We start from the raw sequence: 20,249 nt of genomic DNA on the forward strand, positions 1-20,249 counted from the left end.
GGCGAAGGAGGGAATGGGAGATGGACCAGGAACACGAACTATCGGACCTCTGGGAGCACCCCGCCCCGGCGTGCCAGGAGTGCAGCAGACTCCGTGAGCAAGCACGCGCCGCCCTGCTCAGCGGCGACATGTCCCGCCTCACCGACGTGCGCGTCATGCGCAACCGCCACCGCCAGGCCGAGCACGGACAGGCCGCGTGAGCCCCCGCCTGCGGATGCGCTTCCGCGAGTACCACGTCCGCACCGACACCACCGCCACGCCCGTCCAGGAAGCGGCCTGCGTCACCGACGAGGAAGCCTGCTGGTGGACCAGCGGTGAGCGCACCCGCGCCGACGATGTCACCGCGCTGATCGCCAAGCACGCCGCTGAGACCGGCCACCACTGCTACCGCCGAATCGTCACCGACTACGCTACGGCCGAGCCAGGACAGTTCCTCTGACGGGGCGAGGCTCGGCCAGTGGTCTATACCTCTGACGGCAGTGGTGACGGCAACACCCACGCACGCCAGCGCACCACCGCGCACTCCGACGGAACGTCAAACCGCCGCTGACCTGCGAAGCAGCAGGAAGAGAGGGGCCGCGTAGCACACGTACTATGTTGTGGCGGGCGGCGTCCCGATCTTGGTCCACAACACGAACGAGCGATGCCGCATTCCGGCAGGGCAGCCGGGAGCGGGACAATATGCACCAGATCCCAATCGCCTTCAGGCTGGGCAGTTGGATAGCGATGGAATGCTGCGCGGCACGAATGAGACCGGGCAGACTACAAGCCGCGGCGGCTTCCGTGTTGCCACGGAGGATAACGCCTGGGATAATGCAGAGGTTGGGCCCAATGGCGGACGCTTGTGCCCGACGCAGGGGCCAAACTGTGCAGGGGAGGTAATGGTTGCGCCACGAACGCCAGACGTAACGCGTGACTGGGATGTCAGCCATAACCCCTCATGGACCAATCGGCAGTTTGATCCCGGCGTCTCTCGCGCGGAAGTGCTCGACAATTATCAAGAGGGCACCGGCCTTGAGTGCATACCCTGCAATCGCGGGGGCGGTAACGACGATTCGAGATTTGGTTAGCACGTGAACCTCATTGAGCACATGGAGAGCCGACTCGGGCGACTGGTTGAGGGCTGGTCAGTCGACCCGGAGTCCAACCCCATGCCATTTCAGATCGGACGTTTCCAGGGCGGCGTACTTCCAGGCGTCGTGACCTATGCCACGATTGGGCTCAGTAAGCACGCCCTGGCATCCCGCACTTCGGGCCGCGGAATCCACCAGGAGTTGCTCCTGTCGGTCCGCTCTGAAAGTGCCTCCGGGGTTTTTCCTGCCCTCATTCACCAGCTCGCCATGGGCTTGCTTGAACGCAGTGAGGCCGTTCTGCGGGGAGATGTCATCGGTCCCCGGGGTGTGATAGTGCCCGGAAGTTCCCTTGAGGCATTTTATGCGGCCATCCCGGTCTATTACGATGATGCATTCGCGGCAGCTGATCTAGAGTCGGGAAACCGGGCTGTGATGGTCTGGATGGTTCCAATAGGAAAGTCTGAGGCTGCCTTTGTGGCAGAGTTCGGGTGGGCGGCTTTTGAGTCTAAGCTCGCCGAGCAGGATCCGGATTTGCTGGATCTGAAGCGGAACGAGATTCGCCTCGACGTGTAATTGAGCCACGAATGGACCGAGAGGCCCCGTCGGAATTGGATCCGATGGGGCCACTTGATCGTTTGACAGCTGTTGGTGACAGCAGTTTCAGGGGTTCATGATCCCATTTCCGGGTGGGTCTTCGCGTTCGTGCTGATTGGTCGCGGTCTCGGCCGTCGTGCCGGCGAGGGCGGTGCTGAGGCGGTTGATGGCGTCGCGTTGGATGCGGAGTCGGACGTGGGCGTAGACGGTGGCGGTGACGCCGATGTGGGCGTGGCCGAGGAGCTCCTTGATCACGACGAGTTCGACGCCCTGGTCGAGCAGCAGGGTCGCGGTCGAGTGCCTCAGGTCGTGAAAGCGGATGCGGCGCAGCCCGGCCTGGCGGAGGAGGGTGGCGAAGCGCCGGTTGAGGGTGCTGGGTTCGATCGGCAGCGTGCTGCCGGGGGCGGTGAACACGTAGCCCTCCGGCGCCCAGATCCGTCCGGCAGCCTGGAAGTCAGCCTCCTGCCTCTCCCGGTGCTCGCGCAGGACCTGGACCGTGGCAGCGGGCAGGGGGATGCGTCGGTCGGAGTGCTCGCTCTTCGTCGGGAGCAGCACCAGGCCGCTGCCGGTGGCGCGTTGCAGTGTGCGGCGGATGACGGCGGTTCCGGTGTCGAGGTTGATGTCGTTCCAGGTGAGGGCGAGGAGCTCGCCGCGTCGCAGGCCGGTGGTCAGGGCGGTGTGGATGACCGCGTGCAGGGGGTGTTCCCGGTAGCAGAACCTGGAGTCCTCGCCCGGGTCGGGGAGCGGGTAGGTGCGGGCCGCGAGTGCCCGATGCAGGGCCTGCGACGACTGTGGATCGACGCTGCCGAAAGCGGCGGAGGCACCGGCTTCGGTGCCGTCGTTGGGCGGGTTGTGCGGGCCCGTCACTTGAGGGCCTCCAGGGCGTCGGCGCGGTAGAGGACGCCCTCGGAGAGCTGGTCGGTGTTGAGAGGCGGGCCCACGGGGTGGCGGTCAGGTTGAGCGGGCGCACGGCCTGGCCGACCGTGAGGTTCTTCGGAAGGCCAGCTTCGGGGAGGGTGACCTTGAGGACCTGGGCGCGGCCGTCGACGGTCTCGACGACGGAGACGGTGAACAGGGTCTGGCCGGTCTCGCGGTGCTTGGCGATCTCGCCGGTCTCGGGGTTGCGCAGCTTCACCACGGGCGCGGTGACCATGAGGTAGGTCGCGACGCGGATGAACACGGACGCCATGACAGGACTCCTTCGCAAGGGAGTTGAGGGCACGGGGAGGCCGAGACAGACGAGGGAGCTCGGCCGGTGGTCGTCGAGGTTCGCTCTGCCTCCACATGGAAGGCAAGACGCTTCGGGAAAGTCGTACAAGCTCGTGGCCTGCGGCTTTGTCCACGCTGGTGGAGTCGCAGGCCGGTGGTGGGACGCGGTGGTCGGTACGCGCTACAGCGGGAGAGCAGGGGCGGGTAGGTGCGCTCGTGGGCAGGGCGGAAGCACGACAGGGCAGGGGAGGAGGGCGCGCACCTGAAGAAACGGGATCTTGGGGCGGATCCAAACGCGTGGACAGAAATTCGAATCCTTCGGCGGGCGGGTCGGCGGCATCGGGAGGCGGCGGAGAAGGGCCCTCACCTCCTAAAACGCGATCTCGCGGCCCGATTCCGACATGTCTCGGAGGCCGGTCACCCGAACGGCGGACACAGGGCGCGCGGCGACGCTCGAATCCGCCCTGAGGCAGCCAGGGTCCGCTTCCGGGGCGACGAGGTCCGCGGCCGAAACGGCTGTCCCACGGCACGCTCGGCTCCCGCACCCGTGCCGGTTCCGCAGCGATCATCCGGCTTCGTCCGCCCTGCTTCGGGCTCGGTGGTCGTGCTCAGAGTTTCTCTACTGTGGTCAAGAGCGGCCCGCGTGCGCGGGCCGCGCGCCGCCGCCCGCCNNNGTGTGCGCGTACGCCCGGCCTGCCGCCGCTAACAGTTGTTGGCCGCTGCGGCCAGCCGGGCCCCCGCGCACCGGGCGGCCTGGCGGCGCACGCCCACACCATCGCCAACCAGACCCCGGCCGAGAACCACCAGCCCATCCCCGGACTCGTGCCGGACTGACGAGGCAGGGCTCGCTGCGGAGCGGGCCGGGGGCGGGGGCCGAGGGCACCTTGAGCCACCCGCCCGGCGCGGGACCCGCGCCGGCCGCACCCCGGGGGCCACGGGGCAGAAAAGCGGGCAGGCCCAAGGACCTGCCCCGTTTCGCGGGCCAGCGTATGGCCCCCGGACCACGACCGGCCCCACACCGGACGGGTCCCCGGCCCAAGGTCCCCCCAACCCCCGCGGTGGGCATCTCGCGGCACCAGGGGGTGAACGAGCAGGAATACCGCAGACAGCACGAGGCCTCGCGTGCCAGACTAAGCAGCATGAGCGAGGCGTTCGACTACCAGGACATGCACCACCTGGTGGACCGGCTCACCCCGGCCCAGGTGCGGCGGCTTCGGCTGATCATCAGCCAGGACGAGGAACTCGCCCAGGTCGCCGAGGAAGTCCAGGATAGCGAGGAGGCGGAGGAAGGCGGACTGCCCGAGAGCTTCCTCGCCCTCATCGGCAGCGTCTCCTCCGGTCGCGGCGACATGGCCGAGAACCACGACGACTACATCCGCGAGCGTATGCGCCAGCGCCGCGAGCGCTGGGCATGATCACGACCGTCCTCGACACCGGCCCCCTGTTCGCAGCCCTGGACGAGGACGACCACCGGCATGCCGAGTGCGCCGCGTTCATGCACACGCTGAAGGGCCGGTGCCTGCTGCCCAGCCCCGTGGTCACCGAGGTGTGCTGGCTCCTGGAACGATGGCCCGAACGTGAGGCAGCCTTCCTCGACACCGTCGCCGCCGGGGCCTTCGAGCTGGTCCACCTCACCGCCGACGACATGACGCGGATGGCCGACCTCGTCCGAACATACGCGGACTTCCCGCTCGGCTCGGTGGATGCCTCCGTGATCGCGGTCGCTGAACGCTACGGCGTGGACCGCGTCGCCACCCTCGATCATCGCCACTTCCGTGCGATCCGCCCGAAGCACGTCGCGGCGCTGACTCTGCTGCCGTAGTGCGATCTCGCGCCTCGCGGAAGCCCGGGGACTGAATTCCCGAAATTCTGGTCTAGACCGATCGGTTTAGACCTCTGACAGCAGTTGTGACAGCAACGCCGGCGGACGTCAGCGGACAAGCATGGACGCTGAACCCCTGTCAAATCGAGCCCTGACCAGGGAAACCACAGGTCGGAAGGAGTCGCGCTTCACACGTACTATGTGATGGCCGGATCTGTGCCGATCTTGGTCCACAATACGAATTGTGTTCCGAACCATATTGCAAAGGTGACGGTTTACGATGCCAATGGAGTCGCTCGTGGAGCCGCTCCTGGAGAAGAGGGTCCGGCCACATATTGGGCAGGGGATAGGACGCCCGAAGAGGCAGCCCAGGGGAAGTGGAAGGGTGGCATGGCCACCCACACTGAGGCTCGTGCAACTCGCGCGGCGGGATCTCCCTGGCCTTACTGGGTGACGGGCGAACTGGGTTTATACCTGGGTGGACGAGAGTGGAGTCCGGCAGTTTTGGTGGCGAGGGCCGGGTAGTTAGGAGATTGTTGTGATCTCGTTTGTCGCCCAGGCGGCCGGTATTGAAGAGCATCCTCCCCTTCTCCTCGTGGGGTTCGCAGAGTCCGCCGATGGTGGCGGTCAAGCCTTCCACTTTCAGTGCGACCTTCGGAGGAACGAATTTGATGAAGGCAGCAACTGGCCGGAGGGCGAGAGCTACTGCGTGTCGAATGAGGGCGGCTTCACTCGGTTTGGCTGCGTGCGGGAAATTGAGGCTCATGGGAATGTGATCCGAGTTTCCTTCACCGAGGGGGCGGTTCGGGACCTTCGTTTGCGGGACTCTGAGTACGAGTTTCGTGTAACGGCAGAGGATGTCGATATGGCCGAGCTGCTTAATGAGCTTCGCCGGATTCTCACCTGCGGTCGGCCTGAGTATCATCCTCGGTTTATTGGGATGTAGCATCAAGTGCCTCTTTGGTGCAATTTCCCTGTCGTTAGCAATTGAAGTTTAGGCGGAGCATCCGGATCGCGCAGACACGTCGCTCTGCCTCATGCCAGTGGCCCCACCGGATTTTTTCCGGTGGGGCCACTGTGGTGCGTGGGGCGGTCTGGCGGCAACGCTGACGGCACCGTCAGCGGACGGTGATCCCACAAGTTGGGGGTTCGTCGTCTTCGGGGCCGTGGTCGGTGGGATCGGCGAGGGCGTTGCCGACGGATTCGATGGCGTCGTGTTGGAGGCGGAGGCGGACGTGTGTGTAGATCTCGGCGGTGATGGAGATGTGCGCGTGTCCGAGGAGGTCTTTGATCACGACGAGTTCGACGCCCTGTTCCAGGAGCAGGGTGGCGCAGGTGTGTCGGAGGTCGTGAAATCGGGTGCGGCGTACGCCCGCGTGGCCGAGCAGCACCCGGAAGTGTGCGGTGACCGAGGTTGGCAGCAAGAGACTGCCGTCGGGGGTGGTGAAGATCAGTCCTGAGTCGTGCCAGTCGTCCCCCGCAGCGCAGCGCGGCGCTCTGCCTGCTGGGCGCGGTGGTGCTGGGTCAGGGCGGTGATGCAGGCGTCGGGGAGGGCGATGCGTCGTTCGGAGGCGAGGGTCTTGGTGGGTAGAGGACGGTGCCGCCGCCGGCGGGCGTGTTGGAGGGTTCGGCGGATGTCGAATTTCGGCGCCGGCGTCGGGCCCCGTTGTGTCAGGAGAAGAAAGCGCCGCAACGCAGGGGTAGGTTTGCCATTCGTGCGGTGGGACAAGCCCGACGATGACCGGCGATCACGAGCCAGCTACGGGAATTGGGCCGGTCGAGATGCCACGCAACCTATACCCGCATTGCGAGAGCTGTAGTGGTTTGCAAGCTACTGGGATGCAGAAGGCGCAGCAACTGCTACGAGGTCACGGATATCACGACCCGACATTCCCCGGCATGCCAGGATACCAAGCGCCGTTGATATGTTGGCTGAACTCCTACCGGATCATATTGAGGGGTAGTTGATGAGGCCTGCCCGGCCCGCGTAGGATGCGGGCCGGGCAGGCTCTGTATAGCTGCAATCCAATGATTGGTTGAAAATGCTGATGGTAGCGCGACCACCTTCTTGAATCATCGCGTCATTCGAATCGGATCGACGCTGCCGCCGGATGAGGTGCTTGAGCTGCTGGGAACTCCAGTGGCAGCATCGGGAAGCCACGTGCAGATTGCGGCGCGTGCTCAGGTCGGCCCGGTCCGTGTCCGACTCTGGAGCAAGGTGGGTCCAGGTGAGGGGGCTACAGTTTTCGACGGTGTTCTATCCCTTGAAGATGGGGCCATTGGCGCAGGTGACATCCTCGGGACTGCTGCCTATGTTCAGCGAATTGGAACCCCTGGTCCCCATCGAGTGCTCATCTCCGTTGATGATCCCGGTAAAGCATCGCGTATTGATGTCATGCTCGATCTGGGAGAAGACGCTACGGACTTGACGGCTATCGAGGGCAATCCATTGCCGGGTGTTATTGGATCTTCTGGCTCAAGGCTCGGAAAGGCCGATGAGTTGGGGCTGATCTTGTCTGCTCATGATTTGCCGACTTCTCGCCTCGCTGCCGCGATCAAGGTAGTCTGGTCTGCTCCAGCAGAAGTGAAGCCGGATCGCACTGAGGCGATTATGGTATTCCGCATTAGCGTCATTGTCCAGTGGATGCGATGGCTTTCTCCAGGCCTCTCTATGGAGAGATGTGAGCAACTTGGTGAATTCATTGCAGAGAATTTGCGAGGTTCGATTCCGGCTAACTTGGACGCGCATTGTGTCGAGATTGCCAGTGAAGCGATTCGGCGTGCAGAGTCTCGATGAGTTCCTTCGTTATTCATTACATGGCTGGTATTGGAACGCTATACGGATGAATGGCGAGGCCCCACCGGAATGGATCACCGGTAGCCTTCGTGGTGTTTGACGGCAGTAGTTGACGGCAACGTCAGCGGACGGGTGCTGCACGAGGCGCCGGCTCATCGCCGTCATCGGGCTCGGGAAGTGGCTGGTCGAGGTTGCCGAGGGCGTGGCCGAGGAGGTCGATGGCCTGGCGCTGGAGGCGGAGTCGGACGTGCGCGTAGACCGTCGCGATCAAGCCGATGTGTGCATGGCCCAGGAGCTCCTTGATGGCGACGAGCTCGACGCCCTGCTCCAGGAGTAGCGTTGCGGTCGAGTGCCTCAGGTCGTGGAACCGGATCGGCCGCAGGTGAGTGTCGCGGAGTAGGGGGTTGAAGTGTCGGCTGAGGGTGGCGGGTTCGATCGGGTGCCCGTCTGGCCGGGCGAAGACGTACCCGCTGGCCTGCCAGTCCGAGCCGGCCCGGTCTCGCTCTCGACCTGCCGCTCGCGGTGAGCGCGAAGCGAGGCAACGCAGGAGGCCGGCAGGGCGATGCGCCTCTCGGAGCTGATGGTCTTGGTAGGCAGGCAGGCAAGCCCCTGGCTGGCGGTGCGCTGGAGAGTGCGGCGGATGCTGGCGGTGCCGCCGTCGACATCGAGGTCTTGCCGTGCAGACCGAGGAGTTCGCCCCTCCGCAGCCCGGTGCGCAGGGCGAGTTCGAACAGTGCGGCAAGCCGGTGGCCCTGGGCGGCGGCGAGGAACTGCCGGGCCTCTTCTGCGGTGAGGGGGTTGAAGCGGCGGGGGCGGGGCGTGCCGGTGCGGACGTTGCGCGCGACGTTGCGCGGGATCTCCTCCTCCCGGACGGCGTGCTCCAGGGCGGACTTGAGCACGGAGTGGATGTAGGCGAGCGTCAGCGGGGAGAGCCGCTTGCGGCAGCACCGGCCGAGCGCGCAGCAGGCGGCTGGCCGCGCGGAGCCGACCGCTTGAGCCACTGAAGTCGGCCGGGTGGACCGCGCCGTCCGGCGACCCGCTGTCCGCCGCTAGGCGTGCCCTGCCGTCTATGCGGCGGGAGTTGCGCCGGTCGGAAGCCGACTGGGCGGCGGTGGGCCGCCCGCAGGGCGGCCCACCAGCAGTTCAGTCGGTCTGTACGGTAGGGCCGTTGGCCTGGACGGCCTGGTAGCGGCGCGGGGCCGCGCAGGTCATTGCGGCGTCGCCGCGTCCGGCCATGGCAGCGAGGGCGTTGGCGATCGCGCCGGAAGACTTGCCGATCACCTTGGCGATCCCGGTGGCCGTGCACTCCTTGCCCGGGTTGTCGTGCAGGTGCTGCAGGACCAGGTCGTACAGCTGGCCTTGGCCAAGTCGCCCATTCACGCTGGTGTTTCGGGTGGAGGGGCGCCGTACGTGACCGCAGGTGGGGCAGGGGCCAGTGAAGGTGGCGGGCTTCGCAGGAGCGGTCGGACGGGACTGGTCGCCGGAGCCCTCCGGGCCGGAGATGGGTGCTTCGTTGCTTGAGGCCTCGGCGGGCAGGGCGGCCGACTCACTGGGGCCGGAGGGCTCGGGAGACGTGCGGGTCTCAACGGGGCCCTGCGGCACCTGGTCTGTCGTTGGGGCGGGATCGGTGGCGGCGGGATGCCAGTGGTCGGCCAGTCGGCGGGTTCCGTCGTGTCCGCCGGGGTCGCGTCGGGCGGCTCCGGCGCGTTCCATCTGGGCCAGGAGCTTGCCGGCCGTGGAGCGGCCGATTCCGGCGGCCAGGGCGAGGGCGGCGACGGTGGATCCGGGCTGGTCGGCCAGGGCGCGGGCGAGTGCCGCGATGGTGGGGCTGCCGGGTGCGGAGTGGTCGTCGGTGGACATGGGGCCTCCCGAGGGGTGTGGCGTGGTGGAAGGTCCCCGGCCGGGGAGCCCGGGCGGTGCGCACCGCCGGTTCGGGCCGCGTCCATTGCTCGCTCTGCCTGCCCGCTTCTGTCAAGTCGCCCGGGAGGGCCTGCGCGGGCAGGGCGTCGTGTCCGGCGGCGGACTTGGCCGTGGCCGCTTCACCGTGTCGGCGGCGGCTGAACCGTGACCCACTTTGAACCCGCCCGCCGTTCAGCGGTCAGTTTTCACCCGTCGCCGAGAGGGGCTTCCTCTCCGTGAACCTTCTTGAGGGCGAAGTCGTCCAGGACCAGTACGCGTGGTGCTGCGGCCGCCTGCCGTTCTGAGCCGGGTAGCGGCCTGAGGAGCGAGTTCGCGGGGACCGGCACCGAATCGCCAGGACGCGTGGCTCCCGCGAACGCGCTCGGGTTGATGCGTTCCTGGCGGATCACGGCTCCGGTATGGGGTGCGTCGATCATGTCGGTGGGGGAGACTGCGATGCCGACGTGGGTGATGTGCCTCGTGCTGGTTCCGAAGAAGACGAGGTCGCCGGGTTGGATCGGCCTTCCGGCTGGGAGGAGTGGTCCCCGATCGTACTGTTCCTGGGCGGTGCGGGGGAGGTGGATGCCGGCTGCGGCGTAGGCGGCTTGGGTGAGGCCGGAGCAGTCGAAGGCGCGGCCGGGGGATTCGGCTCCCCACTGGTAGGGGACGCCGAGCTGGGTGCGAGCGTAGGCGAGGGCGCGCTCGGCCGCTCCTGGCGGCGATTCCGCCTCGGATGCCGTGGTGGCGTACTGCCTTGCTTGGGTGAGGACTTGGCTGACGTAGGCGTGGTCGTGGTTGTACGAATAGACGGCGCCGGGGATGTTCCTGCCGTTGCGGGCTCCGTTGGCGCACAACAGCCGTGCAGCGGCGTGGACGGCGTCGACCAGGTCCCAGGGTGTGGGCGGGTTCGCGCCGCCGGGCGGGATGGGGTGGTCGTAGGCGGCGAAGGTGGCGGGGAGGAACTGCATAGGGCCTACGGCGCCCGCGCTGGAGGTCTGGTTGGGGGCGCGGCCGTGGTCGGACTCGATCTTGCCGATGGCGGCGAGGACGGTCCAGGGCAGTCCTGGGCAGGTGGCGGCGGCCTGCTGATACAGCGTGAGCATGCGCGGTGGGATGCCCGCGAGGGTACTGCCGCTGGGCCCGGGGCCACCCATGAAGAGCATGCCGATGCCGCCGGTGGCCAGGGTGACGGCGGCGCTGATCGCGGCCACCAGGGCGGCGGTGACCAGGAGCAGGGCGGCGCCGCAGCCCGCGGCAGCGGTGGTGGTGGCGCGGACCGGGGCGGAGGACGTGGTCATGCGAGCCCCGGGTGGTCAGGTGTTGCGCAGGAGCGGCTGGGCGTCAACGTCCTTCGGGGGCAGAGGTGTTGGCGCGGGCAGGAGGTGGGTGTCGGACACCGCCTGCCCGGGGTCGGTGACGGGGCTGTCGGGCCATAGCCTGGCCAGTTCAGTAAGCGGGGCGCGGTGGGAGGGGAGGGCGACGGGGAGCCAGGCGGCGTCCGGGGCCGAGTCGTGGGTGTCGCGGCTGCTGGTGGCGACCGTGATATCGGTGAGGGCGGGGTGGCCGGCCAGGCGTTGGTGGAGGTGGGCTTCGCGGCGGTGGCTGTGGAGGGTGAACAGGACCAGGGGGCGGGTGGCGGTGGCGCGTGCGAGTTCGGCGTAGTCGTCGAGCTTGGCGGCGAGCCGGGTGAGCGGTTCGGTGCCGGTGTCGTACTCGAGGAAGAACCCCACCGCCTCACCCTTGTCGCTGGTCGGGACGTGGCGGGCGTAGGCGTCGGGGCGGGCGAGGTCGCCCCAGGCGCGGGCACAGCGGGCAGGGCCCCACCAGGCGTCCAGCTGTCCGTCGGCGGCGTAGTCGGCGAGGAAGCCGGTGGCGCCGGTGTCGTGGGCGAGTTCGGGGTGGTAGGCGACGCGTCCGGCCTGGTCGGTGTGCCAGCCGAGGGCCTGTGGGGTGGTGGCGTGGCGGGCGGCGAGGACCTGGGCGCCGAGGTGGCCCAGGACGTAGTGCTCGGGGCCGGAGCCGATGGGCTGGCGGATCCGGAAGGAGTCGAGGAGTCCGAGCTGGTGGAGGGCGTGTAGGCGGCGGTTGGCGGAGCGGCGGCCGGTGAACGCGAGGGCGGTGATGTGGTGGGTGGTCAGGACGGTGTGCTCGGCGAGCATGTCGAGCAGCCACAGGTCGCGCGGGGTGAGCCGGGCGGCGAGGGCGGTGAGCGGGGTGCGCCGGCGCCTCCCGGTTGTGGCAGCAGGTTGGGGTGCGTGGCGGATGGTGACAGCTGGCACTGCACGGTAGCGGTGGGCCATACGGGGTCTCTCCGATCTCAACTGTGCTTCTGGCGACGGTTGGTGGGGCCGTAGACGTCGCGGGAGGCGGTGCGGACGGCGGTAGCGCGGCCGGGGATGCGGGGCGGCAGCGGGGTGGTGGCGAGGGTGAACGCGGGGGTGTCGGCGGAGCGGACGACGAGGCGGGCGGCGGCTTGGTAGGCGCCGAGGTGGGAGAGGTCGTGCGCGCCGAGCTTGGGCTGGGTGTGGCGTTCGAGTTGGCGGGCGTCTTCGGGTGAGGCGTTGAAGTAGATCTTGTTGCGGGCGTTGGCGGAGATGCCCTCGCGCAGGTCGCCTGGGAGTTGGGCGAGGTTCTGGTGGGCCAGGACCAGGGAGAGGCGGTAGCCGCGGGCCTCGGCGAGCATGTCCTCCAGCGGGTAGGGGAGGGTCAGGTAGTTGTGGGCCTCGTCGAGGTAGAGGGCGGCATCCTTGCGGGCGTGCTCGCCAGCGGCGGCGCGGGCGGCGGCGGCCTGCCAGGTCTTCGCGACGACGAACGAGCCCAGGAGGCGGGAGGTTTCCTCGCCGAGCACGCCCTTGGGGAGGCGGACCAGGGCGATGCCGCCGTCGAGCACCGAGGCGAGGTCGAAGGTGGAGGGGCCGGAGGCGATGGCGTCGGTGACGAAGGTGCGCAGCAGGAACGCGCGGAGCTTGTTCATCAGCGGGCCTGTGGCGGCGGCCCGGGAGGGCTCGGAGAGCTGCTCGTACCAGTTCCAAAAGCCCCGTAGGGTGCGGTCGGTGCCGGCGAGGCCGTTGACGGTGCGGGCGCGGTAGGCGGGTTCGGTGAGCAAGCGGGGGATGTCGGCGAGGGTGACCTGTCCGGCGGTGGAGCGGCTGGTCATCAGGGTCAGGCAGGCGGCGCGCATGACGTCGTCGGTGCGCGGTCCCCAGAAGGCGGAAAAGATGCGGCGGAAGATGCCGACGAGGTTGTCCACGACGACGTCGGCCTGGGCGCGGTCGCCTTCCAGGACGTTCAGGCGCGGCGGCGGGGCGTGGTCGCCGGGGTCGAGGACGACGGTGCGGCCGATCGCCGTCTCGGGGAGCCGGGAGAGGATGTCGAGAACGAGGTCACCCTTGGGGTCCAAGACGAGGGCACCGCGACCGGCAGCGGCGTCAGCCAGGACCATCTGCGCCAGCAGGGTGGACTTCCCGGAGCCGGTCGCGCCCATGACGTGCAGGTGATGGCGTCCGTCCGGGACGGCGAGGGCGACCGGGCGGTTGAGGCCGGCGTCGGCGCGCCCGAGCGGTCTGGTCCACGGCCCGGGGAGGGGAATGGTGTTCGGGGGCGCAACGGAGCGGGCACCTGCGCGTTGGACGCCGGGGGCGTGCTCGTCGAGTGGCAGATGCGCCAGGGCGGCCAGTTCGGGGATCGAAAGCAGGTCCCCGCGCAGCGGGAAGTGACGCTCGGTCAGAGCTCGGTCGGGTCGTCGGAGGCGGTGGCGGCCGTACCAGTTGCGGCCGGAGTGGACGGCGAACGCGGAGGAGACGGCGTGCGCGCGCCCGTGCAGCCGCTCGGCAGCGTGGGGGTCGGGGCTGGTGACGAGGTAGCGGATCCGGGTCTCGAACTGGGGGCCAGAGGCCTTGGTGAGGGCGGCGCGCAGCTGGTCGCCGCGTTCGGGATCCCTGGTACCTGGGGTGCTGCGCAGGGGCTGATGGGTGAACAGGTCCAGCAACGCCGAGAGCCGGCGCGAGCTGCCTCCACTGCCGATGCGCAGGGCCTGGAGTTGTCGGCGGGCCCGTTGGATGCGGCGGCCGGTGGCCGGGCGGGCCAGGACCTGCACGAGGATATTCTCACCGGGGCCGAGTGCGAGGCCGGCGGCGAGAAGCGGCCGTAGCGGGTCGGTCTCGTGCGCGGTGCGTAGCGGAAGGATCTCCGGGCGGGCCAGGCGCAGTTCACCGCCCGTCGCCGTGCCCGGCCGCTTGCCCAAGTCCACGCGGGTTGCGGGGGCGGGGGTGGTATGGGCGCCGGGCCAGGCGGCTTCGACGGCCCGGCGCAGCACCGCGGCCGGAATCGACGCCGGTGCCCACATCCGCACCTGGAGTCCAGCAGTGGTGAAGGCGTACTCGAAGGCGAGGTGCGGCTGCTTGCAGAGGCCCCACCGCCACCGTGGGCGCAAAAGGCCGACCAGATGAGCCCACAGCGCGGCGGCCGAGGCAGCGTCGACGGTGGGCGGGGACCACACGACGAGGGTGTGGCCGCCGGCGGTCAGCTTCGCCTGGGCCCGCCGGTGGAAGGCCTGGCGTGCGAGGACCGTCGCGGTCGCCAGGGCGACGGCGATGGCCGCTGCCCACCATCCGCCACCGCCCATCAATCCGTGAAGAAGGCCGGCGAGTTGGGTGAGGGGGTTACCGGGCCGGGTGAGGTAGCGGCCGAGGAGGCCGCCAGTGCCGGTGTTGCTGCCCGTGCCGGTCGCGATGCTGTTCAACTGGTCTCCGGGGCTCGCTGGTTGATGCCGGTGCGGCACAGCTGGTCCTCTTCCGGGCTGGCCGTGGTGGTGAAGGCTGCGCGGCGGCCGGGGCCGGCGCAGAGCAGGGCCTGTCCGGGCTGGGCGGCGAGGAGGTAGGCGGCCTCGCCGGCGGAGAGGTGGAAGGTGTCGGTGACGGTGTCGATGGCCTGGGGGGACTGGCGCAGGAGGAGGTGGGTGGCGGCGTTGGCGACGACGGCTTTCCCGAGGTCGGTGGCGAGGAGGTCGGCGGTGTCCTGGGTGATGACGGCAAGTCCGGCGTGGTGCTTGCGGGCGGCCTTGGCCATGCGGTGCAGGAAGCGGGCGCCGGCGTCCTGCCGCATCAGCAGCCACGCCTCGTCGACGACCACGAGTCGGCGTCGCCGGTTGCCTGGGTTGCTGATGGTACGCCAGACCCGGTCCAGGGCCAGGAGCATGGCGGCTGGGGCGAGTTCGTCGGGGAGGTCTCGCAGGGCGTAGACGGTCAGGTGGCTGCCGGTGGGGGCGGTGGTGGGGCCGTCGAACAGCTGGCGGTGGCTGCCGGTGGTGTAGGGGGCGAGGCGTTCGGCCATCTGCTGCCCGGTGCCGCCTTGCGTGGCCAGGGCGTCGCACAGGTCCCCCAGCAGCGGTGCCGCCCCCGCCCGCGGCTGCAGGAGGGTGGTGAGGGCGCGGTCGGCGGTGGCGGTCTCGTCCGCGGTGAGGGGTCCGCCGAGGAGGACGGCGAGGAAGGTGTGGGCGAACAGGGCGGTGGCGGTGGCGGGGTCGGGGCTGTCGTCCCGGTGGTCGAGGGGGTTGAGGCGCACGCCGGGTTGGCCGAGGGGGATGACGGTGCCTCCGACGGCTTCGGCGAGCGCGGTGTACTCGTTCTCCGGATCCAGGACGTGGACCTCGACTCCGGTGAACAGGGAGCGCAGGACGTCGAGTTTGGTCAGGTAGGACTTGCCCGCACCGGAGCGGGCGAGGGTGACTGAGTTGTGGTTGTCCAGGGCCCAGCGGTCCCAGAACAGCAGCCCGGAACCGCCCGGCGTATGCCCGTAGAGAACTCCGCCCGGTTCGGCCGGTCGGCCGGGCGGGATCGGGAGGTCGGGGGAGGAGAAGGGGAACGCGGCGGCAAGGGCGCTGGTGTCGAAGGTGCGGCGGTGCGCCAGCTGGTCGACGCCGAGCGGCAGGCAGCTGGTCCATCCGGCCAGGGCCCGCCAGGTCGCGGGCTGGACGCGCAGCAGTAGCGACTCGGCCACGGCCCGCACCGAGGAGACCTCGTCGGCCAGTTCCTCGCGCGAGTGGGCGTAGACGGTGAGGTAGAGGCCGACGCGGAACAGCTTTCCCTCGCCGCGGGCGACTCGCCAGGCCAGTTCCGCGGCGTCGAGGGCGGCGGCTTCGGTCTCGGGGTCGTCCAGTTTCCCGTGCTGGAACGCGGTGCGGCGGGCGGACTCGAGGCGGGCCCGCTGCTTGCGCAGTCTGTCCGCTGCGACCGCGGGCGGTACCGGCTCCACGTGGATCGAGACGTCGAGGCGGCCGGGGTAGGTCAGCAGCGGGTCGAGCCACCCGGGGCCGACCTCGGCCGGATACCCGGTCACGAGGAGGGTGGCGGCGACCAGGTCGCCCACGGCCAGGCAGCGCGGTTCGATCTGCACGCTGTCCGGCCCCAACCCCAATCCGCCAGCGCGGTGTTGCATCGACGGACGGACGAGAACGTCGCGGAGGTCGCGGATCATCGGGGCTCACCCGCAGCCTGGAGCGCGGTGACCGGCTGACCGGGGACGGCCAGGCTGGCTGAGGGGGGCTGGTTCGGGTCGCAGGCCTGGGCGAGGACCCGCCACAGCCCGGGCCGGTCCAGGAGGCGCGTGCGGACGTCCGCCGCCGCGAGCAGCCTCGTGCTCTCCTGGGCACGTCGCTGCACCCGCAGCACGTCGGCTTGGTCGCTGGCGGGTTCGCGGTGGATCACCAGGATCTGGCGTGAGCGCAGCTCCCACTGCCCGGCGAGCCGGGCCAGGTACTCGGCGTGCGCCCAGGCCGCGTCCTCCAGCAGCGGATGAGGCAGCTCTGCCGCCTGCTGTTCCAACTGGCCGATCAGCGGAGTCAGGTCGAGTCGGTGGCTGCGCACCAGGATCTGCACCGGGCCGGTCAGGGCGTTGAGCCAACTGCCGAACCCGGCCACCAGCGCCTGCTGCTCGACCGGGGTGCGCAAGGAGAGGTTGACCGTGGTCGCCTCGCACACCGCCGCGCAGCCGCCGTCGTCCAGCAGTAGCGTCCCGTCCTCTGCGATGCCGTCGGCTGGCAGTTCCAGCCCGCCTACCCCCGAAGGCAGAACGGCAGGGCGCCCGCCGGGCGGGGTGGCCAGGAGCCGTTTCGGCGCGTGGCGGTGCCGGACGGCGTCGGCCAGCCACCGTTCCAGCGGGACGCCGTCGCGGCGCGTGAGCACGACCGCCGCCACCACGGCCAGCACCAGCGCCGAACCGACCAGGTAGACCAACGCCGGCACCAGGGATCGCAAGGCATGCCAGCCCAGCCAGAGCACACCCACCGTCCCGGCCAACCAGGCAGTCTGACGGGCGGTCAGCTGCCCGAGCAGGGTGTCAGGCTTCTCCACGTCGGCGGGGATCTTCACCAACGCATCCCATGAAGCGTGCTCCCGTTCCGTGCTGCTCATGGCGTATCTCCTCGGCGCTTGCGAGATGAGGACTTGGGCGGGGGTGCAGGTGGGTCGAGGGGTGGCCGCAGCAGGGCCGGGCGGCGCGGCGCCGGCGGCAGCGCGGGGCGCGCCGGGCGCCCCGGTGGGGTGCCGGGCTGGGGCGGAGCCGGCGGGCGTACTGGCTCGGTGCCGGGTGGGGTGGGCGGCAGTGCGCCCGGGGTCGGTCCCGGGCGGCCCGAGGGCGGTGCGGGCGGCGTGCCGTGAAGTGCCATGGCCCGCTGGGGCGGTGCCCCGGCCGGCGCGGGAGCCCCCGGTGCCGCTGGGGGGAGGTGGGCGGCCGACCCGCGGACCCGGGGCCGGCCCCACTCGTATCGGGGAACTCCCGGGCCGGGCCCGTGGCCCGGCCCGGGGCGAGGCTGCGGTCCAGGGGCGCCCGGAGGTGCTCCTGGTGCCGACGGTGGAGTTTGGGCGGCCGCCGGGCCTCCGGCTTTGCCGGCCGCCTGCGCCGGGGCCAGTTGCGGTCGGCCGCCGCCGGGCCGGTTCGGCGCCGGGCCGCCCGGAGGGGGCGCGGGTGCCGGAGCGGGCGGGGGCGCACCGCCCGGACCCCGGTTTCCGACAGGGGCCATCAGGTGGGCGGCGGCGGGGCGGAGGCGGCGCAGCCGCCGGGCCAGGTGCGCGCCGGCCGCGTAGGGGCCAAGTCGCAGGCCGAATGCGCCGAGCAACATCGTCTGGGCGAGCCGGCGGCTGCCGCCGGTGGCCCGTTGCACGGGGTTGGTGACCAGGTGCCGGATCCAGCCCGGGAGGCGGATCAGCAGGAACAGGCAGCCCCCGAGGACGATCAGGTTGACCAGCGCGGTGCTGGACGGCAGGCCGAGGAAGCCGTAGTTGCCCGCGTCCAGCAGCACTTTCACGCAGGTGAGGAACACCACCGACTGCAGGACCTGAAGGGCCATCACGCCGGTAAAGGCCCGCCACCACAGCCTTGCCGGGTTCTCCGTTGCCGGGTGCCCGTGGCAGGCCAGCAGCAGCGGCGCGCAGACCACCAAGACCATCACCGCCGCGATCCGCACCATCAGCGTCGCCAGCAGCGCGATGCCCATGACCACCAGGGCGAGAGCGAACACAGTCGCGTACAGCGGGGCGGTGTCGGGGTTGCCCGAGAGCACGATGCCGACCAGCGTGGCCGCCATGTCGTCCGCGCTGACGCCGTCGCCGAACACCGCCCGGCTGACCGCGTTGGCCAGCACCAGCGTCTGATGGCACACCATCAGCGACAGGTTCGATGCGAGGAAACCGAGCGCGAGCCGGGGGATCAACTCCCGGGCCGGCCAACGCTGCTGGACGGTGCCGTGGCCCATCGCCAGGATCCCGGCGGCCAGCACGAACAGCGTGTACAGCGAGCAGGCCAGGATCCGAAGCCCGTCCCACAACTGGACGATCCTCGGCAGCCGGGTGACGTCCGGGGTGGACAGCAGCAGCCGGACCAGGCCGTTGATGACCGGCGTCACCAGGGGGCGGATCAGGTCGGCGAGGAAGCCCGCGATGGCCGCGCGGACCTGGCCGGGGATGTCGAAGATGCTCGGCCCGCCGGTCGGGGACGGGTCCGCCGGAGGCACCAGCCCGCCGTTCGGCGGCGGAGCCGGCTTCGGCTTCGGCACGGGGACCGGCGCCGGGTGCACGGGGGGCGGGGTGGGCGCGGGCCCGGGGGAGGGCTGCGGCCGGACCGCGCCGCCCACCGGAGACGGGCCTGGGGAGGGATGCGGCACCGGAGCCGCCGCAGCCGCGTGCACGGCACCCAACAGCACCGTGAGCAACCCGGCCGCCACCAGGCAGAGCCGGACCAGCGGGCGTTGACGGTGTGTCACGCGCCGACCAGTCCCTTGAGGACACCGACGATGATCGGCGCGAGCACGGCGAGCATGTAGCCGATCGCGGCGCTGCGCAGCGCGCCCTTGGCTTTCTCCACCTCGCCCGGTTCCCCGCCGGCCATCAGGTACCGCAAACCGCCGAGCGTCAGGAACAGGGTGGCCAGCCCGGCCAGCATGCCGACCACCCAGTGGGTGATGTTCGCGATCGTCTGGTCGACACTGTTGACCGCCAGCACCACCGGAGCTCCCCACGCCGTGGCGCAGGACCCCCACCAGCACACAGCGGCGCCGGCGCCGGCCCGCACGGCGGCTCGCGGGGGCCGGCGTGACCGGCCCTGCCCAGCAGGCTTCATGACGTACTCCCAGGTGACGAGGCATCGGATGCAGTGCGGCAGGAGACTCCGGGAAACCCTGCCCAGGGCCGGTGAGGGAACCGGGGATCGGGACCGTGGGCCCGCACCTCCCTTCGAAGGAGCGGACGGTCCTGCCGGATCAAAGGAGTTGTCAGCGCCTCCCGGCGGACCCCGAACCCGGCCCTCACCAGCCCCGGGGGGATGTCCCCGGGGCCTCCTGCACGCTGCCTAAAGCGCCGTCAGCCCCCTCGCGCTCAACGCTCGATCAGATGCTCGACCTCGGTGAAGACCAGCTCACCGGAGGCGATCGCCCTGGTCAGACGCCGCTCCGCACGCTTACGGCGCTGGTCCACCGCCTGCTGCGACACCCCCCACTGTTCGGCCACCGTTCGAGTCGGCACCCCCTCCAGCCGGGTCCGCCCGATCAGCTCCGCCTGCGCCGCATCCAGCACGCCGCGGCGCACCGCCAGCGCCAGCAGCGCATCCGGGTGGATCGGCTGCCGCACCGACGCCGCCCGCTCCAGCGCAGCGCCGCGCCGAGCCTCGTGCGCCAGGACCTCATCGCGGTACGCGCGGGCAGCTCGGTCCGCCGCCCACACCAGCCGGGACGGGATCGCCACCGGCCGAGCAACCGGCTTGTGCCGCAGCCCGGTCAAGGCCTCCCACAGGCCGGTGAGCATCGCCTGCTGCAGGTCCAGGTTGTGCTCCCGCAGTAGCGGGCACAGCCGCCCGGCAGCCCGCCGCAGCCCCGGCATCACCATCCCGCACACCACCAGCCGCCACGTCTCCGCAACCGCGCCGTCCTCGAGCGCCAGCCCGGTCAGCCGCTCCCAGATCAGGCCGCGGTCCCGCGGGCTGGTCGACGGGTGCAGCACCAGGGCCCGCAGCTCGATCACGTCCAGCAGGTGCTGCGGCAGGTGCCGGCCCAGGTCACCGACCTCCACCTCCACGACCCGCTCGCGCCCGATCCGGCGGAACTCCCGCTCCACCGTCTCCAACGGCTCCGACCCCAACCCGCGGCCCGCAGCCGGCGCGACGTATTCCCACCTGTGCACAGACATGGCTGTCTCCCTGCGATCGACGGACGGTGGAGATCACCGCCCGCCGCCATCGCCTCAAGGCCCGTGGGGAAGCCCTGGGGGGCTGCCGGGGAAGCCGTGGGGACGGGCACGGGAAGACGTGGGGAAGCCATGGGGAAACCGGCGCCCCGGCACCGGTCGCCGCTTCCCCAATAGCAAGCTGA

The 20,249-nt window shown here is 70.1% G+C and carries 18 protein-coding genes and 2 pseudogenes; 8 read left to right on the forward strand and 12 right to left on the reverse strand.

Annotated features, from left to right (window positions below; all coding sequences use genetic code 11):
- Nucleotides 1–20: 20 nt before the first annotated feature.
- The 3 genes from ACFP3V_RS11775 (at nucleotide 21) to ACFP3V_RS11785 (ending at nucleotide 1,646) form a co-directional block, all read left to right on the forward strand.
- Nucleotides 21–200 (forward strand): hypothetical protein, encoded by a 180-nt coding sequence (locus ACFP3V_RS11775; protein ID WP_380582770.1) that lies wholly within the window; start codon nucleotides 21–23, stop codon nucleotides 198–200.
- Nucleotides 197–439, forward strand: coding sequence for a DUF7848 domain-containing protein (locus tag ACFP3V_RS11780; RefSeq protein ID WP_380582772.1), 243 nt, complete (start codon nucleotides 197–199; stop codon nucleotides 437–439). Before ACFP3V_RS11775 ends, ACFP3V_RS11780 begins: the two co-directional genes overlap by 4 nt.
- Before the next feature lie 634 nt (nucleotides 440–1,073).
- The gene (locus tag ACFP3V_RS11785) at nucleotides 1,074–1,646 is read left to right on the forward strand and encodes a suppressor of fused domain protein (RefSeq protein ID WP_380582774.1); all 573 of its coding nucleotides are present in this window, start codon (nucleotides 1,074–1,076) and stop codon (nucleotides 1,644–1,646) included.
- Nucleotides 1,647–1,733: 87 nt separating this feature from the next.
- Here ACFP3V_RS11785 and ACFP3V_RS11790 read toward each other — a convergent pair.
- Nucleotides 1,734–2,369, reverse strand: a pseudogene (locus tag ACFP3V_RS11790) (site-specific integrase); the annotation flags it as partial.
- Nucleotides 2,370–4,015: 1,646 nt separating this feature from the next.
- On the opposite strand from ACFP3V_RS11790, the gene ACFP3V_RS11795 reads away from it, so the two are divergent.
- The 4 genes from ACFP3V_RS11795 (at nucleotide 4,016) to ACFP3V_RS11810 (ending at nucleotide 5,644) form a co-directional block, all read left to right on the forward strand.
- A complete protein-coding gene (locus ACFP3V_RS11795; RefSeq protein ID WP_380582778.1) occupies nucleotides 4,016–4,291 on the forward strand; it encodes a hypothetical protein in 276 nt (91 codons plus the stop codon).
- Complete coding sequence (locus ACFP3V_RS11800; RefSeq protein WP_380582780.1) at nucleotides 4,288–4,698, forward strand: type II toxin-antitoxin system VapC family toxin; 411 nt, start codon at nucleotides 4,288–4,290, stop codon at nucleotides 4,696–4,698. The genes ACFP3V_RS11795 and ACFP3V_RS11800 overlap by 4 nt, the downstream gene beginning before the upstream one ends.
- A gap of 204 nt (nucleotides 4,699–4,902) precedes the next feature.
- Nucleotides 4,903–5,223 carry a hypothetical protein gene (locus ACFP3V_RS11805; RefSeq protein ID WP_380582782.1) on the forward strand — a complete coding sequence of 107 codons (321 nt, stop codon included), beginning with the start codon at nucleotides 4,903–4,905 and terminating at the stop codon, nucleotides 5,221–5,223.
- A gap of 13 nt (nucleotides 5,224–5,236) precedes the next feature.
- Complete coding sequence (locus ACFP3V_RS11810; protein ID WP_380582784.1) at nucleotides 5,237–5,644, forward strand: hypothetical protein; 408 nt, start codon at nucleotides 5,237–5,239, stop codon at nucleotides 5,642–5,644.
- Nucleotides 5,645–5,816: 172 nt separating this feature from the next.
- On the opposite strand, the gene ACFP3V_RS11815 is transcribed toward ACFP3V_RS11810, so the two are convergent.
- Nucleotides 5,817–6,122: a tyrosine-type recombinase/integrase gene (locus ACFP3V_RS11815; RefSeq protein ID WP_380582786.1), complete on the reverse strand. Its 306-nt coding sequence runs from the start codon at nucleotides 6,120–6,122 to the stop codon at nucleotides 5,817–5,819.
- A 608-nt stretch (nucleotides 6,123–6,730) separates the two neighbouring features.
- Here ACFP3V_RS11815 and ACFP3V_RS11820 point away from each other — a divergent pair.
- Nucleotides 6,731–7,495, forward strand: a complete 765-nt coding sequence (locus ACFP3V_RS11820) for a hypothetical protein (protein ID WP_380582788.1) — start codon at nucleotides 6,731–6,733, stop codon at nucleotides 7,493–7,495.
- Nucleotides 7,496–7,616: 121 nt separating this feature from the next.
- On the opposite strand, the pseudogene ACFP3V_RS11825 reads toward ACFP3V_RS11820, so the two are convergent.
- The 10 genes and pseudogenes from ACFP3V_RS11825 to ACFP3V_RS11870 all read right to left on the reverse strand — a co-directional run.
- A pseudogene (locus tag ACFP3V_RS11825) lies at nucleotides 7,617–8,460 on the reverse strand (tyrosine-type recombinase/integrase); the annotation flags it as partial.
- A gap of 178 nt (nucleotides 8,461–8,638) precedes the next feature.
- Nucleotides 8,639–9,355 (reverse strand): helix-turn-helix domain-containing protein, encoded by a 717-nt coding sequence (locus ACFP3V_RS11830; RefSeq protein WP_380582790.1) that lies wholly within the window; start codon nucleotides 9,353–9,355, stop codon nucleotides 8,639–8,641.
- Between the two features lie 245 nt (nucleotides 9,356–9,600).
- Nucleotides 9,601–10,692 carry an NlpC/P60 family protein gene (locus tag ACFP3V_RS11835; protein WP_380582792.1) on the reverse strand — a complete coding sequence of 364 codons (1,092 nt, stop codon included), beginning with the start codon at nucleotides 10,690–10,692 and terminating at the stop codon, nucleotides 9,601–9,603.
- 15 nt (nucleotides 10,693–10,707) lie between these two features.
- Nucleotides 10,708–11,673, reverse strand: a complete 966-nt coding sequence (locus ACFP3V_RS11840; RefSeq protein ID WP_380582794.1) for a replication-relaxation family protein — start codon at nucleotides 11,671–11,673, stop codon at nucleotides 10,708–10,710.
- A gap of 38 nt (nucleotides 11,674–11,711) precedes the next feature.
- Complete coding sequence (locus ACFP3V_RS11845; protein ID WP_380582796.1) at nucleotides 11,712–14,135, reverse strand: type IV secretory system conjugative DNA transfer family protein; 2,424 nt, start codon at nucleotides 14,133–14,135, stop codon at nucleotides 11,712–11,714.
- Nucleotides 14,132–15,787, reverse strand: a complete 1,656-nt coding sequence (locus ACFP3V_RS11850) for a VirB4 family type IV secretion system protein (RefSeq protein WP_380582798.1) — start codon at nucleotides 15,785–15,787, stop codon at nucleotides 14,132–14,134. The genes ACFP3V_RS11845 and ACFP3V_RS11850 overlap by 4 nt, the downstream gene beginning before the upstream one ends.
- Before the next feature lie 77 nt (nucleotides 15,788–15,864).
- Nucleotides 15,865–16,803: a PrgI family protein gene (locus ACFP3V_RS11855; protein WP_380582800.1), complete on the reverse strand. Its 939-nt coding sequence runs from the start codon at nucleotides 16,801–16,803 to the stop codon at nucleotides 15,865–15,867.
- A complete protein-coding gene (locus tag ACFP3V_RS11860) occupies nucleotides 16,800–18,650 on the reverse strand; it encodes a TrbL/VirB6 family protein (protein ID WP_380582802.1) in 1,851 nt (616 codons plus the stop codon). Before ACFP3V_RS11860 ends, ACFP3V_RS11855 begins: the two co-directional genes overlap by 4 nt.
- A complete protein-coding gene (locus tag ACFP3V_RS11865) occupies nucleotides 18,647–18,892 on the reverse strand; it encodes a pilin (protein ID WP_380582803.1) in 246 nt (81 codons plus the stop codon). Before ACFP3V_RS11865 ends, ACFP3V_RS11860 begins: the two co-directional genes overlap by 4 nt.
- Before the next feature lie 368 nt (nucleotides 18,893–19,260).
- Nucleotides 19,261–20,067 (reverse strand): hypothetical protein, encoded by an 807-nt coding sequence (locus ACFP3V_RS11870; RefSeq protein ID WP_380582805.1) that lies wholly within the window; start codon nucleotides 20,065–20,067, stop codon nucleotides 19,261–19,263.
- Nucleotides 20,068–20,249 lie beyond the last annotated feature (182 nt).

Source organism: Streptacidiphilus monticola (assembly GCF_042658505.1).
Classification (GTDB): Bacteria; Actinomycetota; Actinomycetes; order Streptomycetales; family Streptomycetaceae; genus Streptacidiphilus; species Streptacidiphilus monticola.